17 protein-coding genes are annotated in these 15,953 nt (G+C 62.0%); 7 read left to right on the top strand and 10 right to left on the bottom strand.

Annotated elements, in window-relative coordinates:
• Nucleotides 1–34 precede the first annotated feature (34 nt).
• From ABD903_RS20205 to ABD903_RS20195, 3 genes are all read left to right on the top strand, one after another.
• Nucleotides 35–1,618, top strand: a complete 1,584-nt coding sequence (locus tag ABD903_RS20205; RefSeq protein ID WP_345227184.1) for a DUF1501 domain-containing protein — start codon at nt 35–37, stop codon at nt 1,616–1,618.
• Nucleotides 1,619–1,750: 132 nt separating this feature from the next.
• The gene (locus ABD903_RS20200; RefSeq protein ID WP_345227182.1) at nt 1,751–2,071 is read left to right on the top strand and encodes a hypothetical protein; all 321 of its coding nucleotides are present in this window, start codon (nt 1,751–1,753) and stop codon (nt 2,069–2,071) included.
• Between the two features lie 164 nt (nt 2,072–2,235).
• Nucleotides 2,236–2,448, top strand: coding sequence for a hypothetical protein (locus ABD903_RS20195; protein ID WP_345227180.1), 213 nt, complete (start codon nt 2,236–2,238; stop codon nt 2,446–2,448).
• Between the two features lie 59 nt (nt 2,449–2,507).
• Here the strand turns inward: ABD903_RS20195 and ABD903_RS20190 are convergent, their stop codons facing one another.
• The 9 genes from ABD903_RS20190 to ABD903_RS20150 form a co-directional block, all read right to left on the bottom strand.
• Complete coding sequence (locus tag ABD903_RS20190) at nt 2,508–3,176, bottom strand: SOS response-associated peptidase (protein ID WP_345227178.1); 669 nt, start codon at nt 3,174–3,176, stop codon at nt 2,508–2,510.
• 130 nt (nt 3,177–3,306) lie between these two features.
• The gene (locus tag ABD903_RS20185; protein ID WP_345227176.1) at nt 3,307–4,113 is read right to left on the bottom strand and encodes a class I SAM-dependent methyltransferase; all 807 of its coding nucleotides are present in this window, start codon (nt 4,111–4,113) and stop codon (nt 3,307–3,309) included.
• Between the two features lie 99 nt (nt 4,114–4,212).
• Nucleotides 4,213–5,064, bottom strand: a complete 852-nt coding sequence (locus ABD903_RS20180; protein WP_345227174.1) for an MIP/aquaporin family protein — start codon at nt 5,062–5,064, stop codon at nt 4,213–4,215.
• 63 nt (nt 5,065–5,127) lie between these two features.
• A complete protein-coding gene (locus ABD903_RS20175) occupies nt 5,128–5,883 on the bottom strand; it encodes an alpha/beta fold hydrolase (RefSeq protein WP_345227172.1) in 756 nt (251 codons plus the stop codon).
• Nucleotides 5,884–5,951: 68 nt separating this feature from the next.
• Complete coding sequence (locus ABD903_RS20170; RefSeq protein WP_345227170.1) at nt 5,952–7,289, bottom strand: family 1 glycosylhydrolase; 1,338 nt, start codon at nt 7,287–7,289, stop codon at nt 5,952–5,954.
• A gap of 65 nt (nt 7,290–7,354) precedes the next feature.
• Nucleotides 7,355–9,037: a GMC family oxidoreductase gene (locus ABD903_RS20165; protein WP_345227168.1), complete on the bottom strand. Its 1,683-nt coding sequence runs from the start codon at nt 9,035–9,037 to the stop codon at nt 7,355–7,357.
• Between the two features lie 10 nt (nt 9,038–9,047).
• Nucleotides 9,048–9,662 carry a gluconate 2-dehydrogenase subunit 3 family protein gene (locus ABD903_RS20160; protein WP_345227166.1) on the bottom strand — a complete coding sequence of 205 codons (615 nt, stop codon included), beginning with the start codon at nt 9,660–9,662 and terminating at the stop codon, nt 9,048–9,050.
• Nucleotides 9,663–9,945: 283 nt separating this feature from the next.
• Nucleotides 9,946–10,797, bottom strand: coding sequence for an SDR family oxidoreductase (locus ABD903_RS20155; RefSeq protein ID WP_345228111.1), 852 nt, complete (start codon nt 10,795–10,797; stop codon nt 9,946–9,948).
• Nucleotides 10,798–11,006: 209 nt separating this feature from the next.
• Complete coding sequence (locus ABD903_RS20150; RefSeq protein WP_345227164.1) at nt 11,007–12,152, bottom strand: PA14 domain-containing protein; 1,146 nt, start codon at nt 12,150–12,152, stop codon at nt 11,007–11,009.
• A gap of 293 nt (nt 12,153–12,445) precedes the next feature.
• Here ABD903_RS20150 and ABD903_RS20145 point away from each other — a divergent pair, with 293 nt between their 5' ends.
• From ABD903_RS20145 to ABD903_RS20130, 4 genes are all read left to right on the top strand, one after another.
• A complete protein-coding gene (locus ABD903_RS20145) occupies nt 12,446–12,571 on the top strand; it encodes a hypothetical protein (RefSeq protein WP_345227162.1) in 126 nt (41 codons plus the stop codon).
• 169 nt (nt 12,572–12,740) lie between these two features.
• The gene (gene crtD, locus ABD903_RS20140) at nt 12,741–14,252 is read left to right on the top strand and encodes a 1-hydroxycarotenoid 3,4-desaturase CrtD (RefSeq protein WP_345227160.1); all 1,512 of its coding nucleotides are present in this window, start codon (nt 12,741–12,743) and stop codon (nt 14,250–14,252) included.
• A 25-nt stretch (nt 14,253–14,277) separates the two neighbouring features.
• Nucleotides 14,278–14,970 (top strand): carotenoid biosynthesis protein, encoded by a 693-nt coding sequence (locus tag ABD903_RS20135; protein ID WP_345227158.1) that lies wholly within the window; start codon nt 14,278–14,280, stop codon nt 14,968–14,970.
• Between the two features lie 42 nt (nt 14,971–15,012).
• Nucleotides 15,013–15,621: a TetR/AcrR family transcriptional regulator gene (locus ABD903_RS20130; protein ID WP_345227156.1), complete on the top strand. Its 609-nt coding sequence runs from the start codon at nt 15,013–15,015 to the stop codon at nt 15,619–15,621.
• Between the two features lie 84 nt (nt 15,622–15,705).
• Here the strand turns inward: ABD903_RS20130 and ABD903_RS20125 are convergent, their stop codons facing one another.
• A complete protein-coding gene (locus ABD903_RS20125; RefSeq protein WP_345227154.1) occupies nt 15,706–15,948 on the bottom strand; it encodes a DUF6952 family protein in 243 nt (80 codons plus the stop codon).
• Between the last annotated feature and the right edge of the window lie 5 nt (nt 15,949–15,953).

The raw sequence follows: 15,953 nt of genomic DNA, 5'->3' as shown, positions 1-15,953 counted from the left end.
AATCATTCATTCGCTCATTCTATCATTGACTTCCATGAAACGCAGAGACTTTATCCAGACCACGGCGGCGGGCGCGGTGTTGCCTATGCTGCTGAACGGCTTTCCGGTGGCTGCCTACGGCGAGGAAAACCCGATTCTGGCGGCCCTTACCAACGCCGCCACCCAAACCGACCGCGTGCTGGTGCTGGTGCAGCTGAACGGCGGCAACGACGGCCTGAACATGGTCATTCCGCTCGACCAGTATTCGGCCCTGATGACGGCCCGCGCCAACATTGCCATTCCGCAAAACCAAGTGCTGACGCTGACGCCCCAAACCGGCGTGCACCCGGCCATGACCGGCCTCAAAAACCTCTACGACAACGCCCAGATTGGTGTGGTGCAGAGCGTGGGCTACCCAAACCCTAACTTTTCGCACTTCCGCGCCACCGATATCTGGGCCTCGGCTTCCGATTCGAACGTGAACTGGACCACGGGCTGGGCCGGCCGTTACCTGGAAAGCGAGTACCCGAGCTTTCCGACCGGCTACCCCAACGCGCAGGCTCCCGATCCGCTGGCCATTACCGTGGGCTCGGTGGTGAGCAATTGCGTGCAGGGCCCCACCGTGAACATGGGCATGGCCATTGCCAGCACCTCGTCGTTTTACCAGCTGCTCAGTGGCACCGTGGGCACGGCCCCCAACACGCCGGCCGGGCACGAGCTTACGTTTATCCGGCAGGTAATTCAGCAAACGCAGGTGTATACTACGGCCATTCAGCGGGCTGCCGCCGCCGCCCAAAACCTGTCGCCGATGTGGCCTGCGGCGGGCCAAAACACGCTGGCCGATCAGCTTAAAATAGTAGCCCAGTTGATTGCCGGCGGCCTGCAAACCCGCATTTACTGCGTTAGCCTGGGCGGTTTCGATACGCACGCCTCGCAGGTGCCCACCACCGGCAGCACCGCCACCGGCACGCACGCCACGCTGCTGGGCAAGGTCTCGCAGGCCCTCGAGGCTTTTCAGGATGATTTGCGCCGCCTGAACGTGCAAAACCGAGTGGTGGGCATGACGTTTTCGGAGTTCGGGCGGCGCATAAAATCGAACTCCGGCTACGGTACCGACCACGGGGCAGCCGCACCACTCTTCGTGTTTGGGACCAGCGTAAACCCGCGCATACATGGCCAGAACGTGCAATTGCCGGCCAACGCGGGCGTGAACGACAACGTGCCGATGCAATTTGATTTCCGGTCGATATACGCCTCGGTGCTGCAGGACTGGTTTGCCGTACCCGCTGCCACCCTCACGGCGCTGTTCGGGCGTAGCTTTGCTTACGTGCCCGTGCTGCGCCCCGGCGTGGTTTCCGGTACCGCCACCGCTGCCGATTTAAACGTGCCCGGCTTCAGCGTGTACCCCAACCCCGTACGCGAACGAGCCACGGTAGCTTTCGAGGCGGGTGGGGGCCACGTGCAAGTAGTTATTTACGACCACGTGGGCCGGGAAGTGCGCCGCCTGGTCGACCGGGTGCTGCCGCGTGGCAAGCAGGCTTTGCCGTTTGAAACCGCGGGCTTGGCGGCCGGTACCTACTATTGCCACGTGCAGGAGGAAGCCCGCCTCAGCGCCCGGCTGGTGGTGGTAGAGCCTTAAAGCGCCTTCCGCTTTTTTCTTGCAAAAAATTCCGCCCGTCGAGCTACCTCGACGGGCGTTTTTGCGTAAACGCCCCACGGCCCCGGCCTCATTTTCTGACTTCATCAGCCAAACACCTACGACTCCTCTCCCATGGACAACCAACTGGAGCAACAAATCGACAAGATTTTGCCGGAAGACCTGACGCGCACTTTCGAAAGCGCTTACCACGTAATTACCGGTAACAACGAACGTATTGAAGACTTGCTGCACCACGGCGGCGCGCTCCTGCGCAAGGCCAGCCAGCGCATGACCACCACGCAGCTGGTGCTGTCGATTGCGGCCCTGGCCATTGGTACGGTGTTCGTGCTGAACCGCTACTCCGACGAAATTGGCGACGCCATAGAGGACCTGACCGACGGTGACAACAACACCGCCGGCGGTAAAGGCGGCAAGCAAAACCAGAACAAGTAGCTTTAAATAAAGCTTTTGCAAACAACCGGGCCCGACTGCACACATGCAGTCGGGCCCGGTTGTTTGCGTTTCACATGTTCATGTGGTTGCACTCAGAAGGGTTTGGCTTGTAATCTTGCATCACCAAACAGTCACACAAGCCCCCAATAATACAACCCTCTGCTATGAAAACGCTTTGCTTTTCCTTGATCCTGGCCGTGTTGGCCGCCGCACCATTCGAGGCCAGCTACGCAGCTGAAGCTGCAGCAACTACAACAACCGTGGCTACTGTGGCTAAACCCGGCGTAGACGGTCTGCCTACCTTCAAGCGCAAGAAGCGCAAGAAAAACCGCCGGTTGGCGGCACGGCGCCGGCTGCGCATGCGAGGTGGTTTTTAACGGTACAGCGCCCGAATTGTAAGTGAGGCAGCGGTATTGCCCACCTCACCACAGCGCTGTTACGCCGCCGCGGGCTCCAGTACCGAAGGGTCGTTGTGGGCCGGGGAATTCACCCGGGTAGTTACGGCGTAAGCTTTCAGCAAGCCGTCGGGCAACGGGCGCAGCAGCGCTTGGTGCTCGGCGGCTGTTGCGTTATCGTCGAGCCAGGCCAATTCGGCTTCGCGGGAGGGCAGAATGACGGGCATGCGGTTGTGCAGGCTGGCCATCAGCTCGTTCGGATCGGTAGTAATGATGGTGAACGACGGCACCACTTCGCCGGTGCTGCGGTCGGTCCATTCGTCCCAGAGGCCGGCGAAAGCGAAGGGCTGCTCGTCGTCGCGCAGGATGCGGTAGGGTGTTTTACGGCCCGCCAGCTGCTGCCATTCGTAAAAGCTGTCGGCCAGCACGAGGCAGCGGCGGCGGTTAAGCAGCTGCTTAAACGACGGTTTTTCGGCCAGCGTCTCGGCGCGGGCGTTAATGGGCTTGGGCGCCTGCTTCAAGTCCTTGGTCCAGCCGGGCACCAAGCCCCAGTTCAGCAGGTGAATTTTGCCCGGGTCGTGATTAGTAATGATGGGCAGCTGCTGCGACGGCGCCGCGTTGTAGGTGGTGGGCGCCGGGTCGGCAAAATTTGCATCGAAGCGCTTTTCAACGCTGGGCGCAGGGGTACTGAAGGTGTATCGGCCGCACATGGAGGTAAGCAGTTAGCAGGAGCTTCCTGTTACTGGAATAGCAGCGGTAGGTTGCGCTTTCGGCGTGCAGCCAGCTTCGGCACCTAGCTCACCCGCCCCGCTAACGGACCGGAATGAGCACGCCGCGGCGCTAAGCCTTGGTAGCCACCACGGCATACACCAGCGGGGCTTTGTCGCCGAGCGGACCAATGCGGTACGTGCCGTCGCCCACGGGTACCGTATGCGCGAAGCAATTGTAGGGAGAGTAGTCGTACTCCGAAAAGTGGGTGAGTTGCATACCGGCCCGTAGCAGGCTGCCCACCACTTCGCCTAAGCCGTGGTTCCAGGTAACGGAGCGGTGCGTGATGGGCGCCGCAGGGTCGGCGTAGGTGCCCACTTCTATTTCCTCGATGGGCCCCGCGTTAAAGTAGCTGTATTGCACGCGGGCAAAGTCGTTGTCGAACATCCACACCACGGGGTGAAATTCCACGAGCACCAGCCGCCCGCCCGGCCGGAGGTAGCGCGCCACCAGCGCGGCCCAACGCTCCAAGTCGGGCAGCCAGCCCAACACGCCGTAGCTGGTGTACACCACATCGAACTGCGCCTCAGCGGGCAACTCCTGCGGCAGGTCGTAAACGTCGCAGCAAATGAACTCGGCCGGCAGGTCCAGATCCGCGCTTAAGCGCTGCGCGGCGGCAATGGCTTCGTCGGATAAATCCACGCCCGTGACCTGCGCGCCCAGGCGCGCTAACGACAGCGTATCCTGTCCGAAATGGCATTGGAGGTGCAGCACGCGCTGCTCGGCAATATCGCCCAGCAAAGCCAACTCAATACGGTTTAGCGACGATTCCCCCGCCCGGAAAGCGTCGAGCGCGTAAAATGCCGATTCCAGGTGCGGACCGGTGCGCGCATTCCACAACGCGCGGTTTACCTCGAGGTAATCAGACGACTTTTCCATGGTAACGGGGCGCTTGACTTGCACGCGACGCCAATATAGAGCCACCAAACCACTTCTGCTTTGGCAGCCCCAATGCCCCCGATTCCGCCGGCTTAGTCTCTATTCCTCCCGTTCGGTAGCGTTTGGATCGGGATATACGGGGGGCTCGGTTTCGGGGGCGTGGGGGCTGTCGGGGGCGGCGTCGCAGCCGGCCAGCACGGCGCAGGACAAGGGCTGGCCGTGGCGCCAGCGCAGAAAAAGCACCGTAGCTAACCAGGCCCCCGCACAGGTGGCGACCAAGTAAATCCAGTACCCGTGAAAATTGCCAGCCGCCACGGCCGATGCCAAGGAACGGGCCGGGTTTAGGCTCATGCCGGAATACGGCGATTCGAACACGATGTACAGCGCCAGCACCACCCCCACCAGCCAGCCGGTCAGCTTTTTTAACCGCTGGGAGTGCAGCGCGCTCAGGATAACCAGCATCAGCCCAAAGGTTATGGCGAATTCGGCACCGAAAGCCAGCCACCAGCCGTTAGGCCCAGGCGGCGGCTGGGTTTGCACGTAATGCACGGCCGGGTGCGCGTACCAGTGGCCCAGCACCGCTTTCCAGAACAAGGCCGCGCTTACACCGCCCGCCACCTGCGCCACTACGTACCACAGCGCGTCGGGCAGGCTGATTTTGCCCAGCTGCCAAAAGCCCAACGTAACCGCCGGATTAATGTGTGCGCCGGAGCGTTTGCCCCACGGGCTGTATACCACGGCCACAATTACCAGCCCCATGCACGCGCCCATTATCCCCAGCCGGCCCACCGGGTGCGGGGCCAGCGCCTGCCGCACCGGCGACGACGGATGTTCCAGCAGCACTGTGAGCAAGCTGGCACAACTAATAAAAAAGGCTAGCCCGGTGGCTTCGGCCACATAATGGGGCCAATGCCGCCGGGCAGTAGTTAGCAGAGAAGCGAGAAACGTCATGCGCTGACGAACTGAAAAACGAAAGACGCGGCAAGCGCTACAACGGCTCCGGCCCCTGTCGGGTTAGTGCAGGGCGGGCAAGGCACTGAGTTCGGCAATAAACTGGTGAAGCGCCAAGGCTACTTCGCCGGGCGCTTCGAGCGGCAGTAAATGGCCGGCGCCTTCAATGAGGTGCAAGGTGGTGCCGGCGGGTAAGTACGGCAGCGTTTCAGATTGCTGCACCTGTACGGGAATGGCGGCATCGGCAGTGCCCGTGAGCAGCAGCACAGGTACCTGCACCAAGGGCATTCGGGCGGCTATATCCTCGCGGCTGCCGTGCTGCAACCACGCGTCCCAGGCGGCTCGGCTGGTGCGGAGGTTATCGGCCAGCACCTGCTGCTGCTCGGCATCGGGCAGGGGGCGAGCCGTAATGCGTACGAAAGTGGCCGCGGCGGCGGTGGGCGAACCGTACGCGCGCTGCGCCTCGGCGCGGGCTTTATCGGTCATGGGCTCGGGCGTGGGCGGAGAGGGCGCCAGCAGGGCTACGCCGCGCAACCCAACCGGGCGGCGGGACGCCAAGGCCAGGGCTATTTTTCCGCCCATGCTGTGCCCCACCAGCAGGTATTCCGTAAGGCCGCGTTCGGCAACAAACTGCGCTACGGCATCGGCGTACGCATCCACGGTTAAGCTGGCCGGAGGCGGCGCATCGCCAAAGCCCGGCAGATCGGGAGCCAGGCATTCGTAGTCGAGGCCGAGGGCCGAAACCACGGCGTGCCATTCCCGGCCCGACCCAGCCCAGTAGTGCAAAAACACCAGCGAAAAAGAAGGCGACTTGGGCATGGCAGCAGCGCTTAGAAACAGACCATGCTTTTACGTGGAATGCGCGTGCGCGTACCGGCCGGTGCCGCTTACACCTCCACTTTCAGCGTAGCCGGAGCCTTGGTTACCTCGAACATTTCGCCGTGCGGCACAATGGTTATCTGGCCGTACTCCTTGAGTAGCATTTGGTAGGCCTCGCCCACGGGCCGAATGTTGCGGTCGAGGTCGTAGAGGCCGCAGGCGTTTACCTTCCCTATTTTCTGGCCCAGGGCAATGTCCCAGTCGATTTGGTCGATGAGCGAGTACCACGTGAAGCCGAGTACGGGCACGCCGTCTTCGCGCATGCGCAGGATGTTTACCCACTGCTTCCAGAGCCAGCCGGGTGCGTCCTTGGCCTCGAGCACGTTGGTTTCGGTGTGCATTACGGGCTTGCGGTACCGCTCGTAGTACTCCTTGGTGATGTTGTACCAGCCCAGCACGTCCATGCTGGTTTGCCGCTCTCCGTTGGGCAGAATAATCCACTCGTTGCGGCCGTAGTAGTCGTTGCCCATCACCTGGTAACCGGGCGGCTCGCCGGCCATAAACCAGTCGTACTCCTGGCGGGTGAGGCCGTTGTCGTACAGAAAATTCAGCACGTCGGCATCGGGGTGGTGTGCGTAGAGCAGGTCTAGGGCCAGAAACCGCAGCTTGTTTTCGAGCTTGTACTGGTCGTTGGGCGTGGCGCAGAGCTGGTGCACAAACTCAGCCGATTCGCTCTGCACAATCACGCAGTCGGGCCGGTATTTGGCTATTTGCTGGTTGGCCATGATGCTGGCCGCCACGCAATGCTTCAGGCAGGTTACAAAGCCGCGGTCGGTTTTCAGCTGCTCGTTCCACACGCCTTCGCGGGCACTGAGCTTGGCCGTCACGTAAATTTCGTTGATGGGCGTGTAGTAGCGCACCCAGGGGTAGCGCTGCGCCACGGCCGCGGCGTAGTCGGCAAAATGCACCGGCAGCTCGGGGTTCTGAAAATTGCCCAGCCAATCGGGCACGCCAAAGTGCAGCAAATCCAGGATGGGCGTAATGCCGAGGCGCTTCATTTCGTGCATGGCGGCATCGGCGAAGCTCCAGTCGTACTGGCCGGGACCCGTATGGATGCTGTAATACGGCAACCCGTAGCGCAACACTTTCAGGCCCATTTCCCGCACCAAGCCCAGATCTTCCCGGTACCGCTCGTAGTGAAAGCACTCGGCCAACTGGTCGCGGCGGGTGCGGCCATTGTCGATGGTGGGGTACGAGCACTCGATGCCGGTGGCAAACATGAAGTTGTTGGGCGTGCCAGTAGGCAGGCCACTGCCGTCGTGCCCGTTAGCGCCGCCGTACTGGTCGCCGTCGTAATTACCCTCTCCAAACCGCTGCTTGATGAGGGCGAGAAAGTCCTTGGCCATGGAGGTGAAATGGTGTGGTTAAGCAGAATAAGAAAGCCGGCGGAATACGGTATTGTTTGCCTCGGCTAGCTCCGGGGCCGGTCCAACCGGTTCTGCTTTTCCAAGAATTTATCGGCAGTGCGCAGGCTTAAGGCCATAATGGTCAGGGCCGGATTCACGCTCAGGGCGCTGGGGAAAACCGAGTTGTCGCAGATGTACAGGTTGGGCACGTCAAAGGCGCGGCCATCGGCATCCACCACGGCGTCGTCGCCGGAAAGGCCCATGCGGCAGGTACCGATAACGTGGGCGCTCCGCTGGAAGGCCCAGATATCCTGGGCACCGGCGGCTTCCCAAATGCGGCGCATCAGGCGGTCGGCGTGGGCGGTCATGCGCTCCTCGTTTTCGTGGAAAGAGAAATGAATGCGCGGCTTGGGCAAACCGCGGGCGTCTTTTTCTTCGGCCAGCTCCAGGTAGTTTTCCTCGTGCGGCAAACAGTCGCCGAGAATGTTAATGCCGGCAATGTGGTTGTACTGGCGCAGGTAGTCGCGCAGGGGCTGGCCCCACAGGCCGCGGCCGCGCGCCACTTGGTTGGCAAACGTTACGGGCATTACCCCAATGCTTTGCAGCAGGTAGCCGCCGGCAAAATCGGCGTCTTTGGGGCGGTGGGTGTCTTCCGAAATCAAGGAACCAGGAATGCCTTTGTAGGGCCGCACCATTTCCTCGAACGTGCCCCACACCTGCAGGCCGGGATGGGCCATGAAGTTACGCCCCACGTGCCCGCTGCTCAGGGCCAGTTCGTTGAGCATGAGCAAGCGTGGGGTTTCCACGGCGCCGGCGCACAGGAACAGTGTGCGGCAGCGCTGCCGGTGCTGCTGCCCCTCGCGCTCGTACACCACGCCGGTTACACGGCCCTGGGCGTCGCGCTCAATTTCGGTTACAAAGCAGTTTGGGCGAATTTCGGCGCCATAAGCTTCGGCCAGGGGCAGAAACGTAACGTCCATGCTGGCTTTGGCGCCCACCGAGCAGCCGGCCTGGCAAAAGCCGCGGTTGGTACAGGCTTCGCGCCAGCCAATGCCTTCCTGGTAATAGCGCGCCGACAACGCCGCGTTGGCCGCCGGCGAGGTGCCGATGCCCAGCTTTTCGCAGGCCCGCTGCATGAGCTGGGCCGCGCCGTTCAGCGGCAGCGGCGCCAGCGGATAGCCGCGCTTGCGCGCCGGCCCCCAGGGGTACGGGGTGGGTCCGGAAACTCCCAGCAGGTGTTCCAGCTCGTCGTAGTACGGCGCCAGGTCGTCATAGCTCAGGGGCCAGTCCTGGCCCACGCCAAACTCGGTGCGCAGGCGCAAATCGTCGGGTTGGGCGCGGGGCGTGTAGGCGGTATAGTGCAGCGTGGAGCCGCCCACACCGGTGCCCGAGTTGTTGTTGCCGAAGGAAGTGGGCGTGCGGCCGGCCGAGAGCCGCTCGTCGTTCCAGAAGAGAAAATCCTGGGCTTTTTCATCGGTGGCAAAGTCGCGGCGGGCATCGTGGCGGGGGCCGGCTTCCAAGGCCACTACTTTCAGGCCGGCCATGGCCAGCCGGGCCAACAGCGGTGCTCCCCCGGCGCCGGTACCAATGATAACGCAGTCGACTTCGTCGATGGGCTCGGGTACCGGTTGGGGCTGAGGCTCTGGGGTGGGCGCTTCCTGAACGAGCCTTTTAAGCAGTGGGTCCTGAATATCCGGCGTCAGGCTGGGGTTCAGCACGCCTTCTTCTACGGTTTCTTCGTCGGGCATAACCTCTTAATTATGCGTTAGTAGTTGCGTCCGGCTCCCGGTCTTCGCGCTCATTCAAGCCTATTCTAGACCAAGCCGGCAAATCGGCCATGCCCACGTAGCCAATTTCCTCCTGCGCCAGCGGGTGGGCGTAATACAAGCTGGTGGCTTCGGCCAATAATTCCTCGAAAAACCGAACGGGCGGCACGGTAGCCCAAGCTTCGCCAGCGGCCGTGCCCTGCTGTACCTGCAGCAGCACCTGATCTTGCTGATCGGGGGCTAGTTGTTCGAACGCATGGCCAAACCGAGCCTGGGCAGTTTGCTGCACACCCCCCAGGCCGAGGCGGTAGGCTTCGCGGTCGGGCGGCAGCACGTCGTAACGCCAGCCGTTGGAACGGCCTTCGGCCAGGCGCTGATCGATGCACCACGCCACCTCAATGGGCTCGGGGCGCTCGGGCTGGGGCAGCAAGCGGGCGCAAATCATACGCAGCAGCTCGTACGAGCTGGCATCGAGAAACTGCGGGGCGTAAGGCTCGGCGGCTGCGGCGAGGCGGGCCTGCAGTGCGGCGCGCGTCGGCTCGCTTACGTGCGGCGACTCGAGCAGGGCGCGAACGGTGCCTTCGGGGTAGTGGGGTGCGGCGGGCATACGGGTGGAATAGAGGCCGGGTGTGGCGGCTGCGAAGTAGATTAACCGCTAACGCGGCGGATGTTCCTTGGTCAGGAGGTAATGAAAGGAATACGACGCGGGCCCAATGCCAGCCGCTGCGGGTTGGCAAAAGCTGAGGATGGCACCGAAAAGCTGCGCCGGGGATAGAGGGAAACAACGCCAGCAACCCATGCAACGAAGCCAACGACCCTCAACCACCCCAGCTGCGCCCTCGGCACGGCGTCCCCTCCTCATCTGAAAAGAGGAGCTTCGTTCTGGCGGCTTATTGATCTGAGCTGAGCTTGCCGCCGGTTACGTGCACAAGGCTACCGGTCATAAACGAGCCGTCCTGCGAGGCCAGCAGCACGTAGGCGGGCGCCAGTTCCTCGGGTTGCCCGGGGCGTTTCAAGGCCACCTCGTAGCCGAAGTTCTTGATGTCTTCGGCCGGCATGGTGGCGGGGATATTGGGTGTCCAGACCGGGCCGGGCACCACGCAGTTCACCCTAATATTCTTCTCGCCCAGGTACTGCGCCAGGCTTTTGGTGAAAGCGTGAATGGCCGACTTGGTAGCGGTGTAGTCGACGAGCGTGGGGTGGCCGGTGAGGCCCACAATGCTGCCGGTGTTAATGATGGAGTCGCCGGCCTGCAGGTGCGGCAGCGCAGCCTGCGCCATCCAGATGTACCCCAGAATATTGGTGTCGAAGGTGCGGCGGACCTGCTCCTCGGTGATGTCCTCGAACTTAGGCTGCGACATTTGAAACGCGGCGTTGTTCACCAGCACGTTCAGCCCGCCCAGCTCCATGCGCGTGCGGCGCACGGCCTGCTTGCACTGCTCGGCGTCGCGCACATCGAGCTTCAGCACCAGGCAGCGGCGCTTTTGCTTCTCAATGAACCTGCGCGTTACGTCGGCGTCGGCGTCGTTTTCGTTGTACATAATGGCCACGTCGGCGCCTTCCAGGGCAAAAGCCATGGCCACGGCCCGCCCAATACCGGAGTCGCCGCCGGTTATCAGGGCCACTTTGCCTTTGAGTTTATCGGCAGCGCGGTAGTTCTTGAAATCCGAATCGGGTTTCTGCCGCATTTCCTCCTGGCTGGCCGGATAAGGCAGCTTTTCGGCTTTCATTTCCGACGCCATGCGGCGCTTTTCCACCTTGGGCGCAGGAGCCGCTTTGGTCGACGATTTGGCCGCCGTGCCTTTTGCGGTTGACTTAGCCGGAGCAGGCGCCTTCGCGGAATCAGCTTTCTTGGTAGCCATGGGTAGTAGGTAGAGCGTTTAGTTGTAAGGCTCTACGCAAAACCCCGGCGGGCGGACAGCTCAGCAGTAATTGGCGGTTAAGCGGCCGGCTAACGCACCACCACTTCCACGCGGCGGTTGCGGGGCCGCTGGCGCGGGTCTTGGTTGTCGGCCACGGGGCGCGAGCCGCCGTAACCCCGCGCCACCAAGCGCACCGAGTCGATGCCGTGGCGCACCAGGTACTGGCGCACCAGCAGCGCCCGTTGCTCCGACAGGGCCAGGTTCTTGGCCGCGTCGCCCACGTTGTCGGTGTGTCCGGCTATTTCCAGCTGCAAGTCGGGTTGGGTTTGCAAGGCCTTTACCAAGCGGTTCAGCTCGGGCTGCGAGGTAGGCAGCAGGCGGGCCTTGCCCTGCTCGAAGTACAGCTGCTTTAGTTCTACGGTGCGGCCCTTGGTTAGCTCGGCCAGCTCGCCAAGCTCAATGGCTGGTAGGGCCGCCGCCTCGGTAGCCGCGGCCGGTGGCGTGGGCGTAGGGCGCGGCGCAGTCGTCGTTACTGGCCGCGCAGTAGGTTTAGCGGGGCGAGAAGCGGGTTTAGAAGCAGGCGTTACGGCGGGTTTTGCGGCCACCGGCTTGGTAACGGCAGGTGCCACCGGGCGCGCCGCTACGGGTTTGGGCGGCGCTGTTGCAGCCGGCGGCGTGGGCGACGTGGGGTAAAGGTAGCGCGTGGGTATGGGCACGGGTACCGGCTCGTCCGTCATCAGCCCAAACAGGTTGTCCAGCCTTTTTTCGGGTTCTTTGGCAGGAACCACCCAGGCTAGCAACGCCCGCGTGGGTGCGCTGCCCTGAAAGTAGTCGACGCGCAGGGCGTACACCCGGCCGCCTTCCAGCTGCACGCGCCGGCTGGCCATCATAACGGGCTGGTACCGCCACTCGTCCATGATTTTGCGGCCGTCGAGCCACACGCGCATGCCGTCGTCTACTTCGAGGTGAAAGGTGTACTCGCCCGACACCGGCGCGTACAAAAAACCGGTCCAGCGCACCGAAAACTGTTCGGCGGCCACGGAGCTGCCCGGCGAGGCCTGCCGCCAGTCGAAGTCAATGGCGCGGTCGGTGCGGGTGAAGGCGTACCGCTCGAAATTTTCGCCGTGGTGGTAATCGGCCCGTAGTCCGGTGCCGGCGGGCAGCCCACCCGTTTGAGCACCGGCGGGCAGGCTCAGCATCAGAATAAGAACCAGAATAGCGACTCTAATTTGCATGCTGCAACAACGGCAAAAAGTCGTAAAACCACATACCCAGAGTTGAATCCATCTGCCCAAGCCCTTGAACAGGCCTTTTAGGAATGCTTCCGATCAGCAAACAGCTCCTGGCCCGGGCACCCCATGCTGCTGGAACGTTCAACACCGGATGCACCGTCTTTCGGTGGCTCAGGCGGGCATTGCCGCTTCCGGTCGAAGCCACAGAAGTTGCCGTAACGCTGTTAACCCGTTCCGTTACTCAGCGTACACTCAGGGCTCCGACCCCCGATGTTTCACCCAAACACCCTACGGTCATGCCTACCAAGAAAACCACCACCGCCACAAATAAGAAAGAAGACCCCTGCTGGAAAGGCTACGAGCAAGCCGGCACGAAGAAAAAGGACGGCAAAACCGTACCCAACTGCATCAAAAAAGACTAGCACCCATTGCCTCCGCTTGCTTTACCGAAGCCCACTGCCCTACCCCGGCAGCGGGCTTCGGCCTTTTTTGTCGCGTGGCCGCAACATTGTTCCCGTTCGCCGTTTATTGTGCTGCCCGCGGCCCACGGCCGGGGCAGTTCTCCCGATTTCGCTCTGTTTCCTGATTTGTATGGCTTCTGGTTCTCCTCGTCGGTCGGTAGCGGCGCCCAAACAGCCGGTGGCCGTGGTGGGCGCGGGCATTGGCGGCATTGCGGCGGCGGTGCGGCTGGCCGTGGCCGGGCACCGCGTTACGGTGTTTGAGGCGCAGGCGTCGTTCGGGGGCAAAATGCACCAGTTCGACTTGCCCGGCGGTTACCGTTTCGACGCTGGGCCGTCGTTGTTTACCCTGCCGGCGTTGGTAGATGAGCTGTTCCGGCTGGCCGGCCGCGAGCCGCAGGATTACTTCCGCTACGAGCGGCTGGACCCCATTACCCAGTACTTTTTCGCCGACGGCACCCGCCTCACGGCCTGGGCCGATGCCGATAAGTTCGCCGTCGAAATCGAGAACAAGCTGGGCGTTCCGGCCGCCGAGGTACGCGGTTTTCTGCACCGCAGCGCCCGCGCCTACGACGCCACCGCCCAAACGTTCCTGCACAAGTCGCTGCACCGGGCCCAAACGTACTTCAGCACCGACACCCTGAAGGCCCTGGCTGGCATGCCCCAGCTGGGTTTGCTGGGCACCATGCACAGCCGCCACCGCCGCGCGTTTCCGCAGGAGCCGCGCCTCGTACAGCTCTTCGACCGGTTTGCTACCTACAACGGCTCCGACCCTTACCAAGCACCGGCCACCCTCAGCCTCATTCCGCACCTCGAGCACGGCCTGGGCGCGTATTACCCCGAAGGCGGCATTTACAGCATTGCCCAAAGCCTCGTGCGCTTGGCCGAAGACCTGGGTGTAACCTTCCACTACGGCGAGCCGGTGGAGGAAATCCTGACGGCCGGCGGCCGCGTAACCGGCCTGCGCACCCCGCTGGAAGTGTATGATTTCGGCCGCATTGTGAGCAACGCCGACGTGATGCCCACCTACCGCCGCCTGCTGCCCAAACACGCCGCTCCCGAGCGCACATTGGCGCAGCCGCGCTCCTCTTCGGCCCTCATTTTTTATTGGGGCATTGGCCGTGAATTTCCCGAGCTCGACCTGCACAACATCTTTTTCTCGGCCGATTACCAGCGCGAGTTTCAGGCGATTTTTCAGGACCAAACCGTGGCCGACGACGTAACGGTATACGTGAACATCACCTCCAAAAAAACGCCCTCCGACGCCCCTCCCGGCCAGGAAAACTGGTTTGTGATGGTAAACGTGCCCCACGACCAGGGCCAGGACTGGGACGCGCTGCGGCAGCATACCCGGGCCGCCGTACTGCGCCGCCTGAACCAAGCCCTGGGAGTCGACGTTGCTCCTTTAATCCGGGCCGAACGTGTGTGGACCCCGCCGGGCATTGCCGCCGATACGTCCTCGCACGGCGGCGCCCTCTACGGCAGTTCTTCGAATACCTTGATGGCGGCTTTCCTACGCCACCCTAACTTTTCGCGCCAACTGGAAGGGCTGTACTTTTGCGGTGGCTCGGTACACCCCGGCGGCGGCATTCCGCTCTGCTTGCTGTCGGCTAAAATTGCCGCTGATTTAATTAATAATGGCTAATTATTAATTAACACTCTCGTCCCTAATGGCTTATTCCGAATCGACCACTTCGGCACCCGCGCCGCCCACCAAGCGCCCCTCTACCAAGCGCCTGCGCGTGGCCCAGGGCATTTTGCTGCTGTTTCACGTCACCGGATTTGTGGGGCTGGCGTTTTCGCAGGACCCTGATTTTTACCTGCAGTTCGTTCCCCTGAACCTACTGCTTACGGCGGCCCTGCTGCTGGCCCACGACCGGCACAGCCCTGCCCCCATGTTCGGCTGGTTCTGCCTCTCCATCATGGTCATGGGCTTTGGCATTGAGGTAGCAGGCGTACGCACCGGCGTCATCTTTGGCAGCTATACGTACGGGAACGTGCTGGGCATTCGGGTGTTCGACACGCCCCTTATCATTGGCCTGAACTGGCTGCTAATGACTTACCTGGCGGGCGGACTAGCCCAGCGCCTGCCGCTGCCTGGGTTAGTACGGGCCATATTGGCGGCCGTGCTCATGGTGGGCATGGATGTGTGCATCGAGCCCGTGGCCGTGCATTATGGCTGGTGGAAGTGGGCTTTCGATGTAATACCGCTGCAGAACTTTAAAGCGTGGTTGGCCGTGTCGTTTATCTTTCAGCTGTATTACAACAGCAGCCACGTAGCCGCCGGCCGCAACCCGCTGGTACCCTTCGTGTACCTGGTGCAGCTGCTATTCTTTTTTGGTTTGGGCTTGCTAATCCGCTAATTTCGGAGCTGCCGCACTTTTTTCGCTCCCCATCCTTCCTCTATGGCCCCTACCCTGCGCGAGACCTTGCTCGACGAAGCCTACCAGTTGTTCCTGCGTGAGGGCATCGAAGCAAACTCCGAAGAGCAGATAGCCGGCATTCTGGACGTGTCGCCGGCCACCTTTCGCGAGATGTTCCGCGACAAAGCCGACTTGGTGCTGCAAACCATTCAGTTTGAAATAGACCGGCAGAAGCGCGAGCATGCCGCCCTGTTTGCCGCCGAGCCCAACGCCATAAAACGCCTGCTGTCGTTGCTGGAAATTGGCATTCGTGACCTGCGCAAAGTGTCGCCCCAGTACATTACCGACGTGCAGCTGTACCCCGCCGCCTGGGACTTGTCGTTGCAGCACCTGGCCGAATACTCGGGCCCCATGATGCACCAGATTCTTAACGACGGTGTGCTGCAAAAGATGATTCGCGGCGACATCAACATCGGGTTGGTCACCAAAATCATTCTGGAAATGGTGAACCTGCTGCTCAACGAGCAGGTGTTTCCGCCCAGCCGCTACAGCATTGCCGAGGTGTACCGCAGCATTTACCTCTACTACATCCGCGGCCTCTGCACCGACGAAGGCATTCAGGCCGCCTCCGCGCATTTTGCGCGCATGTAAAGCCAGCCGCTAAACGCCAAACGGGCCGGTCGTTCCTGAATTCTTGGAACGAACGGCCCGTTTGCCTTTGGCACGTTTTCGTGCTTAGCTGATGGACACGCGCACTTTTTTGGTGTACTCGCGCAGGGCGGCGGGAAAATCAGCACCGTGGTCCTTCATGTGGTTCAAAATCCAGATGGCGGCAAACACGTGAGTGAGCTGCTCGCCTTCGTCGGCTCCTTCCACCTCAAACGAGGGCTGCCGCTCGTCGAGCAGGGCTTCTTCGGCCTCTACCAGCGTTTGCAGCGTCTGGCTTTCCACGAGGCGTTTAATAGCGGGAATTTTCATGGCGG

Origin of the sequence: Hymenobacter koreensis, from assembly GCF_039541855.1 — a bacterium.
GTDB lineage: Bacteria > Bacteroidota > Bacteroidia > Cytophagales > Hymenobacteraceae > Solirubrum > Solirubrum koreensis.
The sequence above is the reverse complement of the archived record's forward strand: the minus strand, read 5'-3'. Positions and strand labels throughout refer to the sequence as shown.